This is a genomic window from Anaerophaga thermohalophila str. Valhall, assembly GCF_000250735.1.
GTDB lineage: Bacteria > Bacteroidota > Bacteroidia > Bacteroidales > Marinilabiliaceae > Anaerophaga > Anaerophaga thermohalophila_A.
On the sequence record NZ_AHZV01000241.1, the window covers coordinates 1 to 17,503 of the forward strand.

The window sequence follows — 17,503 nt, forward strand, 5'->3', positions numbered from 1 at the left end:
GACGAAAACTTATGAATAAAGCAGGTTAAAGGCCAAATGGAACTCGTCCCGATAATAAGGAACAAGTTCCTTATTTAGTGCCTGTCTATAAAGTAGGAAAAAATTCCTACTTATCATGTGTCTGTTCAAAAAGTGCCAGTTGCAAGGCTTGCGAAGCCGCCAAAAACGGAGTTTACTACAGGTAAATGAGTATTTTGGCGGCGAGCGTAACACAGCAAATGGTACTTTATGGACAGACACTATTTAGCGGACGTTTGGTTGTATAAATAATTCAACGAACTACAGATGAATTTGTTTCGAAATGAAGATCATTCGATCGAGGTATTCATTTTTTTGCATCCTGTATTTGCATATGTTTAAAGTTTATTTGTTAAGATCGTATAACTGGTTTTTGTTTACACAATTAATAGTACAAACCACAACTCTCTCATAATAAAAATTTTGTGTCTCTGCTTATAGACTTTCTTTAACGGATTACTGAAAAAGTATTACTTGGTGTTTTGGTTTTACCTGGAGAATAACCCCAGTAATTCCCTTGTATTTCCTGCAATTTCATTCAACTCATCGAGGTACCTGATCCTCCATGTCCAGTTGTTCTGCGATGTCGAAGGTCGGTTCATCCGGGCTTCCTCACTTTTTCCAAGCAGGTCCTGAACAGGGACGATGGCCAGCCTTGCAGTGGAGGCCCAGGCCATTCGGGTAAGGATGCGATGGATGTACTTACTCTTTACTTTACTGCCGATATATAGCTTGATGCGTTTCTTCGTTGCTTTATCGATTTCGTTGCGATACCACCCGATGGCCGTATTGTTGTCATGCGTGCCGGTATACACAACACTGTTCGACCTGTGATTGTGCGGAATGTGCATCGATTCGGGGAGGTCGTCACCAAAGGCAAATTGCAGAACGTTCATTCCCGGAAGCCCGAATTTATCCCGAAGCCGGTAAACCTCTTCGTCTATTTCGCCCAGGTCTTCGGCAATAAATGGCATGGCAGGAAATTCTTTTTTCAAGCGGTTAAAGAAAGTTTCTCCCGGACCTTCTGCCCATCTGCCGTTTTCGGCAGAGTGTTCGCCTGCCGCAACTTCCCAGTAGGCTGCGAAACCACGAAAATGGTCAAGCCTTACCAAATCGAATAGTTCGAGGTTTTTACGGATACGCTGAATCCACCAGTGAAAATCTTCTTTTTCATGCTTTTTCCAGTTATAAACCGGCATATTCCACAGTTGGCCTGTTGCACTGAAATAATCGGGGGGAACGCCGGCGATCATGTCCATACTTTTATCAGGGTTGAGTTTAAACAAGCCGGGATGAGCCCATACATCTGCATTTTCATATCCTACATAGATGGGAATGTCACCAATAATTCTGATACCGTGGTGATTGGCATGACGTTTCAAATTATGCCATTGCAGAGAAAAAAGGTACTGACGGAATTTTTCAAGCATCAGTTCATGTTCGTTCTCATCGGCAAAAGATTTTAAAGTACTCTTGTCTCTGTCCCTGAATTCGACCGGCCATTGTTGCCATGAAAGGTTGTCGAATCTTTGTTTCAGTAAGGTGAAGAGAGCAAAGTCATGAAGCCAGAATTTCTCATTTTCACAAAATTGAAGGAATTGGTCTTTTGCCGGCCGGCTGCAATGCTTCATGAAATTGTCAAAAGCCTTACGTGTAAGTTTCAGGCGAATTTCAAGAGCTTTGGTGAAATCGGCCTTTTCCGAAGAGGAAATTTCGGCTTCTTTTAGCTCTTTTTTGTCAATTAATGATTCTTCGGCCAGCTTATGGGGGCTGATAAAGATGATATTCCCTGCAAAGGCCGAAGGAGAACTGTAAGGTGACCATCCGGATTGCGGGGTAGTAGGCGTAAATGGAAGAACCTGCCAGTTGGAGTGGCCGGATTCTTTAAGAAAGTGGACAAACTGAGTGGCCTCAGTTCCGAAGTCACCCGACCCGAATCGTCCCGGGAGAGATGTAATGTGCATCAAAACACCTGCAGTTCTGGCTTTTCTACCCGAATCGGCAAATAATATTCCCACCGGAGAGCTTTCGAATATTTCGGAAACGGATATTTCTTTTCCACAGGAATAGGGTCGTCCTGTGAAAACATTGATCCAGTCCGATGGTGCCTCTCCGGGCAGAACAACCCGTGTGTTCTTCCAGTCTGCACTGTTCGGTGAAACTCTTTTTTCGTGCACTTCGAAGCCTGAAAGAAAGAGCGGAACAATTGTCAGATGCCATACGTCCTTATGATGCCTCGCAAAAGCAAGAACATGTTTCTTTTGGAGTCCTTTGATCTTAAGGGGGATGTATTTTCCATGGGCAAACAGGTCGGTATTGTATTTACGGTATTTAAGCAATCTGTGAGTAAGCCAAAGTTTTATGTGTCCGTTTCCGGGCTGTTCGTTAAGTGCTCTGAAGAGCCTTGCCGGTTCAATTGAAAACATCTCTTTCAGTTCCTGCAGGGTTTGATGTAAGGTGCTGTAATCAACCGTACGCCGGTTATCAGGATCAACCAGAGAGAAATCCCACAATTCGGTACCCTGGTAAATATCAGGTACTCCGGGGCATGTACATTTGAGTGTTAATTGCGCAAGACTGTTATATATTCCATAATGGGCTGTTTTTTTATGAATGGCTGTAAACGAGTTAAGAAATTCAGAACCGGGGGATAGTATCTTGCGAATAAAGTTTGACACCACTTCTTCCCATTCTTTATCGGGAGCACTCCATGAACTGTTCTCTTTAGCTTCGCGAAGGGCTTTTATCATGAATTGAACAACTCTGTCTGTAAAGTCATCCGGGAAATCATTGGCGAAAGGAGCCATGCCTGTTAAGGTCTGATAAATCAGATACTCTTCTGAAGGTGATGGGGCTTCTTTTCCGTTAATGTTTTTTTTGAATGAACGATTGATTTTTATCCACTCTGAAACCGAACTTTCCCACTCTTCGGGGAATTCTGTCAGTGTGTTGAGGCGGGCTCTCACATCTTCACCTCTTTTGGTGTCATGCGTTGAAGTGGCATTCATTGTAAGTGGCGAACCGGCATGCCGTTCCAACATTTTTTTATGAAAGTCGTCTGGCTTCAACGCTTCAGCAAATGGAGAATTCCCTACTTCATTATAGGCAACGAAAGCGTTATGGCGATACATCAGAGTATCTTCAACCCCTTTTGCCATTAGCGGACCGGAGTACTGCATCAGGCGGGTGAAAAACTGAGAAAGCCGTTCATCAGTATCGCCCCCGGGCCGTTCGCCGGAAAAGAACAAATCACTGAAAATGTTAATTGTATTCTGAGTTTCCGGATTTCTCTGTTGCGCATCTTCAAAAACATTTTCCATAATGCTGCGCTCGTCTCCCCTTAGAGGGAAACGGGTTGAATAGAGCCTGTAAACCGGCATCGCAAGTAAAATCTCCCCAATCGCACTTTTTATTTCTTCTCTTGAGACCGAAGAAGCCTTTTCGTCTGGAAGAAGCCTCAGACGAATAAACAACGATGTCAGATTTTCCCATTCACCCTGCATTCGCCTGGTGAGGATGAATATTTTCCCCTGGTAAATAATATCTTCGGGTGTACCTGATTGGTCAGTCAGGTTATTATAGAAATTTTTTAGTTGTTCCAGTCCGCTTTTATGAGAGAAAAGCTGCGTAACGACAGCCAGAAAATCATATCCCGAAGTTCCCTGAACCGGCCATACATGCGGTAGTTTTTCATCCTGTTCCAGTATTTTTTCAGCCACTATATAGGTGTTTTTTCCGGCACGCCCGCGTAATTGTTGAAGGTATTCCGAGGGATTACGCAACCCGTCAATATGGTCAATCCTGAGCCCGTTGAACAAACGGTTGTTAATCCAGTTAATCAGTTCGCGATGGTAGTAATTGAAGACCTGTTCGTCTTCCATCCTCAGGCAAATCAGGCTGTTCACGGTAAAGAACCGTCTGTAGTTGATGTGTTGTTCCGTTTCCTTCCAAAACGTTAAAAGGTAGTGTTGGTTGTCGCAAATGGCCTGAATGGCATCGGGGTTGGAAGATATGTGGCCTGCCAGATTTTCAAAGAAGTAACGAACTTCACCATCGATCTCGGAAAGTTTCTTTAGTTCTGATTTCAACCTTTCCCATTCTCCGTTGAGAAACAGGTAGTCGGGTGATTTGTCCTCGAGTCTGAATTGCTCCAATACAAGCGACAGAGAATCGGGTATATCTTCAGTATTTTGTTCCAGAACCCAAAGGAATGACTCAAATCTGATTGGCCAGTAATTATCGAAATAGGAAAGTAAGAATGTGCCATTCTCCCATATGAGTTTGATTTCGCGATTACGAACAGCGTCACTGCCCGGTCTGCCCAGAAACGGGACCATCAGCTTTTGACGGAATTTAAGATGTTGACGGTCGATATCGAAAAAATCGGAATATTCGGAGTCGCGTCCCTTTTCAAGTACATCCATCAGCCAGGGATTGTGATGGTTGAATGCCATGTGATTGGGAACAATGTCCTGTAACCATCCAATTCGGCTGTTTTTCAGTGTTTTAATCAACTTTCGCAGTTCCTGTTCTGACCCTGTCTCTTCGTTTATTGAGTGTGGGTTGGTAACATCGTATCCGTGCATACTTCCGGGTGTGGCCGAAAACACCGGGCTGGCATAAATGGTGCCGCATCCTAACAAATGAAAATATTTGGATTGCTGAAGGGCATCAGAGAAATTAAATGCCTTGTTGAATTGCAGGCGGTATGTAGAAACAGGATTGTACATATTCTTTGGATGTTTGTTTATCAGGTCATTTTCGCAATATTTTTTGACAAGTATTCGACACCTTCAGCGTCGAGATTAAAACAAATTTAGTGTTTTTGGGCAGGAAAGAAAACGGGAGCTGTTAACGTTTTAGAATCACGATACTTTCGGCCGGGATGAGGACTTTATTCTTTTTCAACAACTCAGCTTTGCCCGAAACAGGGCCTAGCCATTCTTTGCATGCAGAGCATTCAGCGATGTTGTATCCTTTCCCGGATTTATATTCAAAGGGATTTGTGCCGAAATTCAGCACTAATTTTATTTCATTGCTATGGTTTTTTCCCATGATGAGTATTGTTTGGTCATTAAGAATATCGGCTTTAAAATGGCTGCGAAAATCACCTTTCCAGAGAGAGCTGTTTTTCCTGAGCCGGAGCAGTTTTTTGTACCAACTCAGCAATCTTCCCTGTTGAGAAGACCAAAGGTGTTCCGGCGTTAATTCCGATTTCCGGAATGTTTCTTCTGCCTGTGGATCATGAGGTTTCTGTTCTCCCATAAAATCTTTGAATTCCTCTTTCCGGCCTTCGTGGATATTTTTTATTAGTCGGGGATCGGAATGACTGGTAAAATAGAGGAAAGGATTTTGCTCCCCGTATTCTTCACCCATGAAAAGCATCGGAGTAAAAGGGGACAGGAGATAAGCCGCTGCAATGAGTTTTTGCATTTCGAAATTCACCATACTGGAAAGACGTTCGCCCATTATTCGGTTGCCTGTCTGATCGTGGTTTTGGGCAAATACTACAAATTTGTGCCCCGGTTGTCCATTGGTTTTGCTGCCAAAGGTTTTTCTCCGGTGTGGAGAATATATTCCGTCATACACGTAAGCATTATTGAAACTTTTTACAAGGGGGCCGATTCCTCCGAAGTCGGAATAATAACCGTCTTCCTCGCCGGTAACCAGGGCATGAAGTGCATGGTGGAATTCGTCGCACCACTGTAAGTCCATGTTGTATCCTCCTTTTTCGAAAGGATTAATGTAACGAACATCATTGAGGTCAACTTCTGCAATCAGAAAATGGTGTCTTCCGGTTTTTTTGTTTAGTTCGTTAACCTTTTGTTTCAACCCGGCAAGAAAATGTGTTGCTCCTGCATCTTTAATGGCATGAACAGCATCAAGCCGCAGTCCGTCGATATGATAGTCCTGCAGCCAAAAAAGTGCATTTTCCAGAAAAAAGTGGCGAACCCCGTCGCACCAGGCATCATCAAAATTGACGGCTTTTCCCCAGGGCGTCTTGTATTTATCGGTGAAATAAGGGCCGAAATTTTCCAGGTAATTACCCTCCGGCCCAAGATGGTTGTATACAACGTCGAGAATGACAGCCAGCCCGGCATTATGACATGCGTCAACCAGCTTTTGCAGGTCATTGGGGCCGCCATAAGAATTTTGAACGGCATAGGGGAAAACACCATCGTATCCCCAGTTTCGGTTTCCCGGGAATTGTGCCACCGGCATCAGTTCGATGGCATTTATACCTATATCTTTCAGGTAAGCCAGCTTTTGTATGATGCCCCGGAAATTACCACCGGGTGAAAAGGTTCCGGTGTGGAGTTCATAAATGATGAGTTCATCATCAGAGATGCCTTTCCATTGTTTGTCGTTCCAAACGAAAGCGTCAGTGCTGATGACCATTGAATGACTATGAACGCCCCCGGGCTGTAACAATGATGCAGGGTCGGGCATTTTTTTTTGGTTATCGATATTGATGAGATAAAGGTCTCCTTCCTTTAAGGGCAACTCGTGGTTTTCCCAATAGCCATAACCTGCTCTCATAAGCGGGAATTTGCTTCCGTCGTCTTTCTCTACAGCCACAGCGTCTGCAAATGGTGCCCAAACTACCCCGGTAGACGTTCGACCACCGGCATTCACTGATATCCCCGGCCTTAAGTTGTGGTAAATTGTTGACATTTTGCAATTTTGAATTCTGAGGTTTCAGGATGCTGAAATTTCCCGAAACAGCATTACCGAACGACCATTTGCATCAACTTGCTGTCCGGCGTTAAGAGGTTCGCCAATCCCTTCTCCGTTGAATTCAGCGTTGAAGGTATCCATTACTTTGAGCCATTTTTTTCCCCATTTCTCACCTGGCAGTGAAAATTGCACAACATCGTGATACGAGTTAAACATGATGTAGAAACTGTCGTCAACAACAGGCTCTCCTTTATCCGACACGGCACGAACGCCGTGGCCCGACAAGAAGACACCGAGTGATTTGGCAAATGTTTCATTCCAGTGTTCCTCGCTCATTGCTTCACCTTCGGGGGTAAACCACTCGATATCGGTAATGTCTTTTCCTTTAATGGGCTGATATTTGAACCATTTTCGCCGACAAAATACAGGGTGTTTTTTCCTGAAATTGATCAGTTTTGATGTAAACTCAATCAGATTTTCGTCTTTGTTGAGCCAGTCGATCCACGAGATATCATTGTCCTGACAGTAGGCGTTGTTATTACCTTTTTGTGTTCTGCCCAGCTCATCGCCCGCTACAAGCATTGGTACGCCCTGAGAGAGAAACAGTGTTGCAATAAAATTTCGAACCTGTTGTTTTCTCAGTTTGCTGATGTTTTCATCATCGGTTGGGCCTTCAACACCGTGATTCCATGACCGATTGTGGTCTTCACCGTCTTTATTATCCTCACCGTTGGCTTCGTTGTGTTTTTCATTGTAAGAAACCAGGTCAAGCAGTGTAAAACCGTCGTGAGCAGTAATAAAATTAATGCTGGCTGTGGGCGTACGCCAGTTGTCGAAATAGAGGTCTGAACTTCCGGTGATACGGTTGGCGAATTCTGGCAACATTTCGTCGTCGCCTTTCCAGAATTCTCGCATACAATCGCGGTATTTGGCGTTCCATTCCATCCATCCGGCCGGGAAATTTCCAACCTGAAAGCCGTCTTCACCCAGGTCCCAGGGTTCTGCTATCAGTTTAACCTGCGAAAGCACCGGGTCCTGATGCAACACATCGAAGAAAGAGCCCCATTTGTCAACATCGTCGAATTCACGAGCCAAAACGGGAGCCAGGTCGAAGCGAAAACCATCGACATGCATTTCAGTTACCCAATAGCGGAGGCTGTCCATGATGAGGCGTAATATTGTGGGATGTACCGTGTTGAGTGTATTTCCGGTTCCTGTGTAGTCGACATAATAGCGAGGGTCTTCGTCAGAAAGTCGGTAGTAGGACATGTTGTCTATGCCTCTGAAACTAAGGGTGGGCCCCATACGATTGCCTTCCCCGGTGTGGTTATATACAACATCCAGAATAACTTCGATACCGGATTTATGAAGGTCTTTGACCATTTGTTTGAACTCCCTGACCTGCTCTCCTGTTGTTCCCGATGAAGCATACCTTACATCGGGCGCAAAAAAACCAATGGTATTGTATCCCCAGTAATTGGTAAGGCCCGTTTTTACCAGACGATGGTCGGCCACGAATTGATGTACAGGCATTAGTTCCACAGCATTCACACCCAGATTTTTCAGGTATTTAATGCTTTCGGGATGAGACAGTCCGGCGTATGTACCTCGAAGTTTTTCGGGGACTTGCTGCGCCAGCTTTGTGAATCCCTTTACATGCATCTCATAAATAATGGTTTCATGTTGGGGAATATCCAGTCGCCGGTCGCCGTTCCAGTCAAAAGAATCATCGACAACTAAAGACTTCGGAACAAAGGGGGCACTATCAGCTTCATTGAATGAAAGGTCTTCGTCTTCACTTCCCGGCTGATATCCGTAAAGGGCTTCGTTCCATTTTATTGTTCCATCCAAAGCTTTGGTATAAGGGTCGATAAGAAGTTTGTTGGGATTAAATCGGGCCCCTTTTACCGGTTCATAGGGTCCGTGAATCCTGTAGCCATATCTTTGCCCCGGCTTTATTCCCGGAATATATATGTGCCAATGGTTGTGGGTTCGTTCGTACACTTTTATACGTGTTTCGTTATTATCTTTATCAAAAAGGCACAGCTCTACACCATGTGCATTATCTGAAAAAAGAGCAAAATTAACCCCCTTGCCATCCCAGGTGGCGCCAAGAGGATAGGGACGACCCGGCCATGCATTGATTTTTTCTGACATATCGGGATGTTTGGTGAATTGTTTTCAAAGTACCATATTACATCAAAAAAGGAGGAAAAACAAGTAATTCGGGGATTATATTATTGAGAGAAAAAAGGAGTATAAGTTGCTGATAACTTGTTATTTTAAGATCAAAAGTAACGGATGGAGTTAAGTTCTTCCTTTTCGACTTTCTTTTTCAAAAATATTCTGTTTCGGTTGTATTTTATCCAACGGGTAAAATTAAAAGAAACAGTAAGTTCATGTGCCCCCTTTTTCACGATTGGCTGATCGGGATTAGTCGGGAATTCGTAAGAGTAAAGAAAATCAATTTCCCTGGTAATTTTCATTCCAAAAAGTGCGGCAGCAGCATAGTCCGGCCGGTAATTCACGCCCGCCCGTATGCCATTTCCCAGGCTGATCATTAGTCCCAAATCGGTTGTGGGGATGTCATTTTGCACCATTCGATGAATGGCGCCAAGTGTAATGGTGGCTTCTTTGGATATGTTGATGTTGATGCCTCCGGAAAGGTCTATTTCCCGGGCCGATTCAAAATTCGCGGCGGCCTCTGATGACCATGAAAGGTCCCCGACAGGTCTGTGAGGCAGTGAAACGCCCATGAAGATACCAGGTGTGTAAAACATGAATCCTGCTCCCCAAGAAGGACGAAATTCATTATCAATCGATGTTTCAAATTCGGGATCATTGTAATCGATGAGCTGAAGTTTCTGAAGATTGAAATTAAAATGGTCGGCACCAATTCGTAAGCCAAGTGAAAGAAAAGCCCTCCTGGAGACTCTTAACAAATAGGCGTAATCAAAAAACAGGCGGTTATACATGAAAGGTCCCGTTTGTTCCGACCATGCGCCGCCACCAATGGACGACATGGATTCGTTGACGGGGAAATGAATACTTGCGGAATAAAAAGAAGGGGCATCCTCAATTCCTATCCACTGCTGACGTGAATAAACGTCGATGGCGACTGAGTTGCGGGTTCCGGCAAAAGCGGGATTGAGAATTAAAGGGCGCGACATAAACTGGTTCGTCAAGGCACTCTGCTGGCCAGAGGTTTCTGTTGTAATGCCCGGCCAGATAATAAAAAAGAGTAAAAGGAAGTGCCCTGTTTTTCCCATGTTGTTTGTTTTTGTCAAAAATCAAAGAAGTTCAACTTGTAAGGTTTTGATTTTTATTGACCTTTTGGGGTTTGAGGAGAACAATTTTTGTCTCTTCTATTTACTGCGTGTCTATAAACTCACAAAAATATTTTCACAATAAGTGTGTCTGTTCAGAAAGTGCCAGTTGCAAGGCTTGCGAAGCCGCCAAAACCGGAGTTTACTCATCGTAAATGAGTAATTTTCGGACGAGCGTAACGCAGCAAATGGCACTTTATGGACAGACACTATTTGGAGCCTGTCTATAAAGTCGAAATAGTTTTTTGCTTATCATGTGTCTGTTCAGAAAGTGTCATTTACAAGGCTTGCGAAGTCCGAAAATACGGAGTTTACTCATCGTAAATGAGTAATTTTCGGACGAGCGAAACACAGTAAATGGCACTTTATGGACAGACACTATTTAGGTTAACTTAATAACTAACGTAAATACTTCCGTTGAATTGTTGATTACTTCCGCCAATTTTAATAACATAATAGTATATACCCGGAGGAACTTTTTCTCCTTCAATCGGCCCTGTATTACTAATACCCTCCCAGTTGTTGTTATAGTCCTGTGATTCGAAAACAATGATTCCGTTTCTGTTAAAAACAGAAATGGACATATTCTGGTAATAATCAAATTCGGGAATGCGAAAGGTATCGTTAAAACCGTCCCCGTTTGGTGAGAAACCTTCGGGGATTATTAAAGGAGATGATGCATCATGATGAGGTGTAACATACATTACAGCCTGACCGCAATCGCCCTCTTTATCACAGACCTGATAGGTAAGAGAATCCGTTTCCAGGAAATAGCTGGTAACTTTTATTTTGATTATCAGGTCGTCGGTAATTTCAGAAAACCCGTTATTCAGTTCTCTTGTCACAGATAATTGTAAAGGTTTGTCATATATATATTTGTCATTAACCAAAACATTATATACGGCACTACTGTCGCTATAGTAAATTACGGTATCATTTACCGGTTCGGGAACAAAGTCGTAGTCTTCAACGCTTATAAAAACACCGGCTTCATCGCACTGGTCATCAGTGTTACATATTCTGTATTTTAACTGGTCCTTACCCATGTATCCTTCATCGGGCGTATAGCTGATGCTGTTATCCGGTGTAACACAGGCTTTACCGTGCCCCGGCGGTTCAATAATTTCCAGTTTGCTGATGCCTTCACTCAGTCCGTAATCATTGTTTGTTACAGAAATGGTCCAGGTAGAATTTTCTATCATGTTTATGTAATCATGATTGGCCGTAACCGGCTGCTGGTTTAATATTTCCGGCGAAGTGTGAGCTGTGGCAACAGAAACAGCCTGTACCTCTGTAGCAAAGAGATACATTAGAAAAGTGATCAATATGAGAGAATAACCATTGCAACCCTTCATTCCTTCCTTGCTTTTGTTAATATCCTTCGATTCGCCTTTTTCGGCCTTCAATTTAGCCTTTGCTTCTAACGTGCAAACCCAAAGGTTGAAATTATTTTTTCGCATCTTTAATTCCCTTTAATCCTCGTTTAGGGTCTTTATTGGCAGCTTTTATTATAGCATCTTTTTGTGAACAGGGGAATGCCCCTTTCTTGTTTCCGGCACATATTCTGTATCCGGCAACCACGATGAAGGCACTTCCAAACTGTTTCTGTGCAGCGGTAAGGCCCAGCTGATGTTCGATGCCAAATGAAAAACTTTTGTAATCAATACCCACAGTTGTTGCCAGTCCCAGGTCGCGTCCCAGCTGCTCATCCATTGAGCGTCTGTAGGCAAGAATTCCCCAAAAGGCATAATTTGGATCAAGGGTTGGCATATAGAGCTTGAGGTTCGCATCGAACCGGGTATTCTCAAGGCTGTTGTGACGATAATAAAATAAGGGTTCTACATATATTTCCCGGTCAGGAACTTTCCACGATGTTCCGGCATGAGCATGTATGTCAGGCCCTGTTTTAGGTTCCCATTCCGATTTATACATCGGATTATTCTGGGAAAAAATATTGGATACGGCAACACCGATATGGTAATTGTTTACCTGTAACATCAGTCCTGAGTTTGCATTAAATCCCGTTCCGCTTTCCCGGGTTCCTGTAATAATGGGATCGATACCCGCATCTGCTGAAAACCCGCTGTAATCAACAGAACTTTGTTCAAAAAAAGCGGAGATGCCAAAATGCAGTGAGGTGTTGCCGTATCTGTTTTCCCTTAGTTTTACTTCGACGGAGAAGGACTGTTGCAGTCCCATTCGATTAAAATTCCCATTACGGTCGTTAAAAATATAGGTACCTGAACCGACATTATGAACCAACGGGGCCTGGAAGGACAATAGTTGTGTAGTAGGCGCAAGGTCTACCCCGAACCATTGCTTTTGATAGAACCCGTTGAATGTGATGCAATTATTATTGTTACCTGCATCTGCCGGATTAATCATGAACAGATCGTAAACATACTGGTTGGTTATAAAATATTTTTGCCCTGACAATGAGGTTGACATTATCAACAGACCAATTATAAAAAGTAAGGGGTTCTTCATTTGTTACAGGGTTTTGGGGAATTTTGGTCTTCAAATGCCGGGGCAATCCTACTTTTCCGGTTAGGATTGTGCCCGGACATTAAAAGAGATTATTATCGTTTAACGGTTACATTTCCTTTAATTATTTTATCTACAGGCTTAAGATGAATGACGTACCGGTAATCATCCGATGGTACAGGTTTGTTCAGATATTCTCCGTCCCATTGGACGGATTCGGATGCTTTAAATTTCCGTAACAATTTTCCGTAACGGTCGAAAATGGAAATATCCGAATCGGGCAGTCTTTCCAAACCGTCAATCACCCAGGTGTCATTATACCCGTCGTTGTTAGGGGTGAAAAAGCCCGGGACTTCTATTTCATAGTCCGAATTGATATAAAAAATGGTAGATGCCCTGCATCCATTGGAATCTTCCACAAAAATTTCATGATCACCATTTGATATGTTTTTAAATGTATTTTCTGTTTGCAGATCGTTTTCATCGTCCAGTGCATAATAATACGGCCGTGTTCCGCTTTCAACAAATACGGTTACCTGTGCATAATAGGTGGTATCGAGCCTGATAATTTCTGGAGATGGATAAAATTCGGCATGCATCGTGTCTCTCAGGTAAAAACAGCCGTCGTAAACTTCTACCCAATAGTTTCCTGTTTCAGCTACGGTATCGGTTTGGGTGGTGGTTCCACTGCTCCACAGATAGCTTTGAATGGGAGTGATCTGTTGTTCTCCTGCATATTCTGTAATGATTTCCGTGCCGGCATCCAATACCAGTTGCTCAGGTTCACAGATAGAAGTGTCGTTACACAATGAGTAGGGAGGTTCGGCAAAGAAGTCGACCACCCGGGTGTCCCATCCCTGGCATCCGTGAATGTCGGTAACCACAACTTTATTAAGAGTGTCCATTAAATTGGCAGTGATAATTCTATTGGAACTGCCGTTGTGCCATTTGTAGCTTTGATATCCTTCGGGTGCTTCGATGGTGACAGGATAATCGACCGGGCAGATAAAAATGTCGGGTCCAAGCTCTATGTCGGGGACCTGGTGCCAGACCAGATTCATTGTATCGCTGCCGACACAACCGTGATTGTCGACTACTGTGACGTGGTGCCTGCCTCTCCCGACGGTAATCCCCGTCACATCTTGTTCTCCGTCTGACCAGTAAATTTCAGGGAAGTTGGGAACTGTGAGGGTTTCCGTTTCGCCGGCACAACCTTCAATGTCAGGGCCAAGATCAACTGTTGGCAGGGGATGAACCGTAACATCCACCTGTTCGGTTGATGTACATCCGTTATCTGCCCAAACCTGAAGGCTATAAGTGTCTGTGCCGATATTGAGTGTTTCTATAAAGCAGGGTTGATCATCAGATATATCTCCGTTCCACTCGTATCTTGCAAAAGAAGGATCGGCAGCAACCATGACGGTATCGCCGTAACACTTTTCTCTGTCGGCACCCAGACTGAATAGCGGAGAAGGCAGGTGATTTAATGTCATACTGCCTGAATTTTCACATCCGTTATTGTCGGTGATGTGGAGGGTGTAATCGCCGGCTTCGGCAACCGTCCAGTCGCTGTCTGCCGGCCCGGTTGCTGAGGTTGCGTTTTGTTCCCAGAAATAGGTGCTCACATCAGGAACAAGAGAAGGCGGTATTTCAAGTGTGTAAGGTTCGTTGTCGCAAACTTCATCATCGCTTAGCTCTACATCAATGAGTTCATGATAAGCTATTTCTACCTGGTCAACATATTGGCATAATCCGTCGTGAACCTCCAAAAAATAGACGCCGGGATCGGGGTTGGCATTTGGATCGGCATCACCAATGTCAGTGCCTGTATAGTAGTGTACCAGGTCTCCGGTTTCGTTCATTGTGTGCCAGGTGTGATCTCTGGGCGTTCTGTCTGCCGGGTCGGTCTGTGGAGAAGACCAGCCGGGCGGATTGGTCATGTCGTATGAAATGTCTGTATTGGGGCAGAATTCAATCTGGCCGGGTAAGTTAAAGGAGGGATTATTCCATACGGTAACATCCGTCGTTTCAGTAGCAGTACATCCGTTAGCCTGGGTGGCTGTAAGCTGATATTCGCCTGCTGCTCCAATCAGGATATAGTTTTCTGTGCTGAGGGTATCCGAAGGATTGCTTGTTTCAATCCAGGTAAACGAAACGAAATTGTGTCCGTTGGCTTCAATCTTCATTATATTGCCATCGCAAATGTCCACTTCGCTGGAAATGCCAATATCCGGAACATCCTGAACATACAGATAGAACGATCCGGAAATATTGCAGCCATTGTCATCAGTTGCTTCAACGGTATAGGTGCCTTCATCGGAAGGCGATGCATTTACAACCGTATGTTCATTGGCCGAGGTAGTCCATGTTGTAGTGGAAGTACCATCATCAAATGTCCATTCATAGTCGGATGTGACGTTTTGAGCATCGGCAGTTATGGTAATGTTATCGTATTCACAAACGCTGGTATCGTTGCCGAAAGTAAATACCTGTTCATTAAAAATTCCGAAATAGGCTGTATCGCTGGCGGTACAACCATGATTATCCGCTACCCTTACCCAGACACTATCGGACTCGGTCAGATAAATTTCTGAATTGGTGGATCCGGTAGACCATAGATAAGAATTGTAACCGCTCAGTGAAAAATGACCGACATCTCCCGGGCATTCCCAGATATCGAAAAGGCTGACTGAAGGAGTAGGATGAACCGTGAGGTCCAACGTTTCCGATTCGGTGCATAAGTGTTCGCTCCAGACTGTAAGTTCGTAAGTTCCGGAGTTTTGTGCAACGATGTAGCTTAGCGTATCGGCAGGATCGGCAGCCCCGTTTACCGTCCACTGGTACCGGAGCATATCGTCTTCCGTGGTGCGAAGGGTATCGCCCTCGCATACTTCATTCCCGGTTATGTTCCAGTTGATTTCAGGGGCAGAGTAGCCGGTTACCGTGACTGTATCGGTAGAGGAACAGCCCAGATCATCGGTCATTGTAAGAATTATTTCGATGGTTTCGTCAGGGTCCGGTGTTACCGAGTAAGTATCAGTGGTTATTCCCCCGGTTCCCAGTAATAAGTGTCGCCCGGGTTGGTGGCAGCAACGGTATAGGTGACGGTTTCGCCCGGACAAACGACTGTGTCATTGCCGAGCGAGAATTGTGGCGTGCGGAATTGCACATCGATGGTGTCGGTGAGGTAACACTCTCCGGCCATCACTTCAGCTCTTACCCAATATTGTCCTGATTCGGTGACATCGATAGACCTTTCTGTTGATAACGGATTGTAAGGATCATCTTCATAGAACCAGAAGTAAGAGCGCATCGGGTCTTGCGTTTCGAGGGTAATGGTCTCTCCTTCACAAGCCATTGAAATTCCATTGATACGAAGTGTGCTATAATCTGAGAAATAACCAAAGCTCATACTCACACTGTTTTCGTCGAGGATGCTCATGTGGAAAAGACCGGTATTTTCTATGGTATAGGGGTCGCCTGTTGCTATTCCGGCACCACCGTCCCAGCCCATCTGGATAACCGCCGAGTACCATGCGTCGCTTCCGTTTGTTCCTGTGCCGGGAACCTGGTGCCAGACAATATTTTGGAGATATTTGGACGGATTGTCATTTTCTGAGTCATCGGGGCCACGGATGGTAAAATTATCGCGATGATTTTCCTGCGTCATGAGCTGAACATAGAAGCGGTCGCCAAGTACCCTTGTAAATGAAACACTGGTTGAACCTGTACATTTTACATGGGGGAGTATGGCGCTTCCGAGCTCAGTACCGCGAGAGGCTATGTCGTTGTCAATGGGTGGAATTCCGGTTACCTGGTAAACATATACCGGTTTATCGGATGTTATATATAAAGCATTGTTACCAATGTTGAGTTCTTCCATTTCTCCACGATCCAACGTGGCTCTGTAAGCACCGTTGACGGCTAAATAAGTATCGTCTTCAACGGCCATTACATAAACTTTCTGGTCGGTTGTGATACCCTGGTCAAACAAGGTATGCATGGCAATGTATTCGGTGCCAAGCAGGTCGGTTGGGATAAGCTGGTCGCCAATGAGGTCCCAGTGTCCCGGATCGCTGGGGCGTTCAATCGAGTCGTCCGAAATGGTAACAGCGATGGGATTATTTGATGTTATTTCCGTGCCTCCCAGATGCCTGTGAGCCTGCTCTCCTGCCTGTGTTGCCCAGAGTGAGTATGTTTGGCCCCTGTTAAGGTTTATGATTACCGTATCTCCGGCACTGTGTCCGATGACATCGTCGGTAAGTACCACCTGTACTTCGGTGCCGTCTTCGGTGGCTACAATATCAATTCTTTCGCGTGCCGGAGGGGAATAGCGGTGATTGTCGAAAGCGGTTTGCGAAGGCACTAAAAATTCTGTACCCAGTCCATTTCTTCCTTTCAGGGTAAATTTGTCCGGGTTGTTGGAGTGAGCGACGTCGTAATAAACGGTGATATCTACATCTGATGTGATGAGAATACCTTTGTTTAAAACCTGATCGGCCGGACGGTTTTCGATAAGATCGAGGTCGCTGAGACCCTCATAATTGTACTGTGTATTGGCCGGAATTGTAATGGTTTCGGAGAATCCTCCTGCAGGCATGGAGATGGTTACTTCTGCATCCTGATCAAATGCTGTAATTCGAAAAGATACAGGAGAGTCACCATGGCTGCTTGTGACCTCTGGTGCAACAAACCAAAAGACATTATCAACCTGAGCTTCTAAATCAGAAACCGGTAAAATTGATAAGTTAAAAACCGAAAACAAAAAAACGTAAAAATTTACTTCATAGCGGGCTGGTTAAAAGTTAATCCCGAAAATAAAGGCTAAACCTGTGTGATTTGTCCCCTATGATAAGGGACTCAGAAAGGCGCATTGCAAAATTGTTATGCCAACTTTGCAATGATGGAGAGAAGAGTTTGGCCCTTTTGTGTATTTAACGCAAAACACAATTTGATTATTATACGATGTTGTTAATAAAAAGTTTAAATTACTTTAA

Annotated in this window: 8 protein-coding genes; all 8 read right to left on the reverse strand. The window is 44.3% G+C overall.

Annotated elements, in window-relative coordinates; all coding sequences use genetic code 11:
• Positions 1-506: 506 nt before the first annotated feature.
• Positions 507-4,748, reverse strand: a complete 4,242-nt coding sequence (gene treY, locus OQ5_RS0112755) for a malto-oligosyltrehalose synthase (protein WP_016777855.1) — start codon at positions 4,746-4,748, stop codon at positions 507-509.
• 121 nt (positions 4,749-4,869) lie between these two features.
• Positions 4,870-6,693, reverse strand: a complete 1,824-nt coding sequence (gene treZ / locus OQ5_RS0112760) for a malto-oligosyltrehalose trehalohydrolase (RefSeq protein WP_016777856.1) — start codon at positions 6,691-6,693, stop codon at positions 4,870-4,872.
• Positions 6,694-6,717: 24 nt separating this feature from the next.
• Entirely contained in the window at positions 6,718-8,853 is a 2,136-nt protein-coding gene (gene glgX / locus OQ5_RS0112765) for a glycogen debranching protein GlgX (RefSeq protein WP_016777857.1), read from the reverse strand.
• 131 nt (positions 8,854-8,984) lie between these two features.
• Positions 8,985-9,965: a PorP/SprF family type IX secretion system membrane protein gene (locus OQ5_RS0112770; RefSeq protein ID WP_016777858.1), complete on the reverse strand. Its 981-nt coding sequence runs from the start codon at positions 9,963-9,965 to the stop codon at positions 8,985-8,987.
• 449 nt (positions 9,966-10,414) lie between these two features.
• On the reverse strand, positions 10,415-11,482 hold the full coding sequence (locus tag OQ5_RS0112780) for a gliding motility-associated C-terminal domain-containing protein (RefSeq protein WP_016777860.1): 1,068 nt from the start codon (positions 11,480-11,482) through the stop codon (positions 10,415-10,417).
• Positions 11,469-12,509 (reverse strand): PorP/SprF family type IX secretion system membrane protein, encoded by a 1,041-nt coding sequence (locus OQ5_RS0112785; protein ID WP_016777861.1) that lies wholly within the window; start codon positions 12,507-12,509, stop codon positions 11,469-11,471. The genes OQ5_RS0112780 and OQ5_RS0112785 overlap by 14 nt, the downstream gene beginning before the upstream one ends.
• Positions 12,510-12,601: 92 nt before the next feature.
• Entirely contained in the window at positions 12,602-15,628 is a 3,027-nt protein-coding gene (locus tag OQ5_RS24715; protein WP_255297527.1) for a T9SS type B sorting domain-containing protein, read from the reverse strand.
• A complete protein-coding gene (locus OQ5_RS24720; RefSeq protein WP_016777863.1) occupies positions 15,550-17,271 on the reverse strand; it encodes an IgGFc-binding protein in 1,722 nt (573 codons plus the stop codon). Before OQ5_RS24720 ends, OQ5_RS24715 begins: the two co-directional genes overlap by 79 nt.
• Positions 17,272-17,503 lie beyond the last annotated feature (232 nt).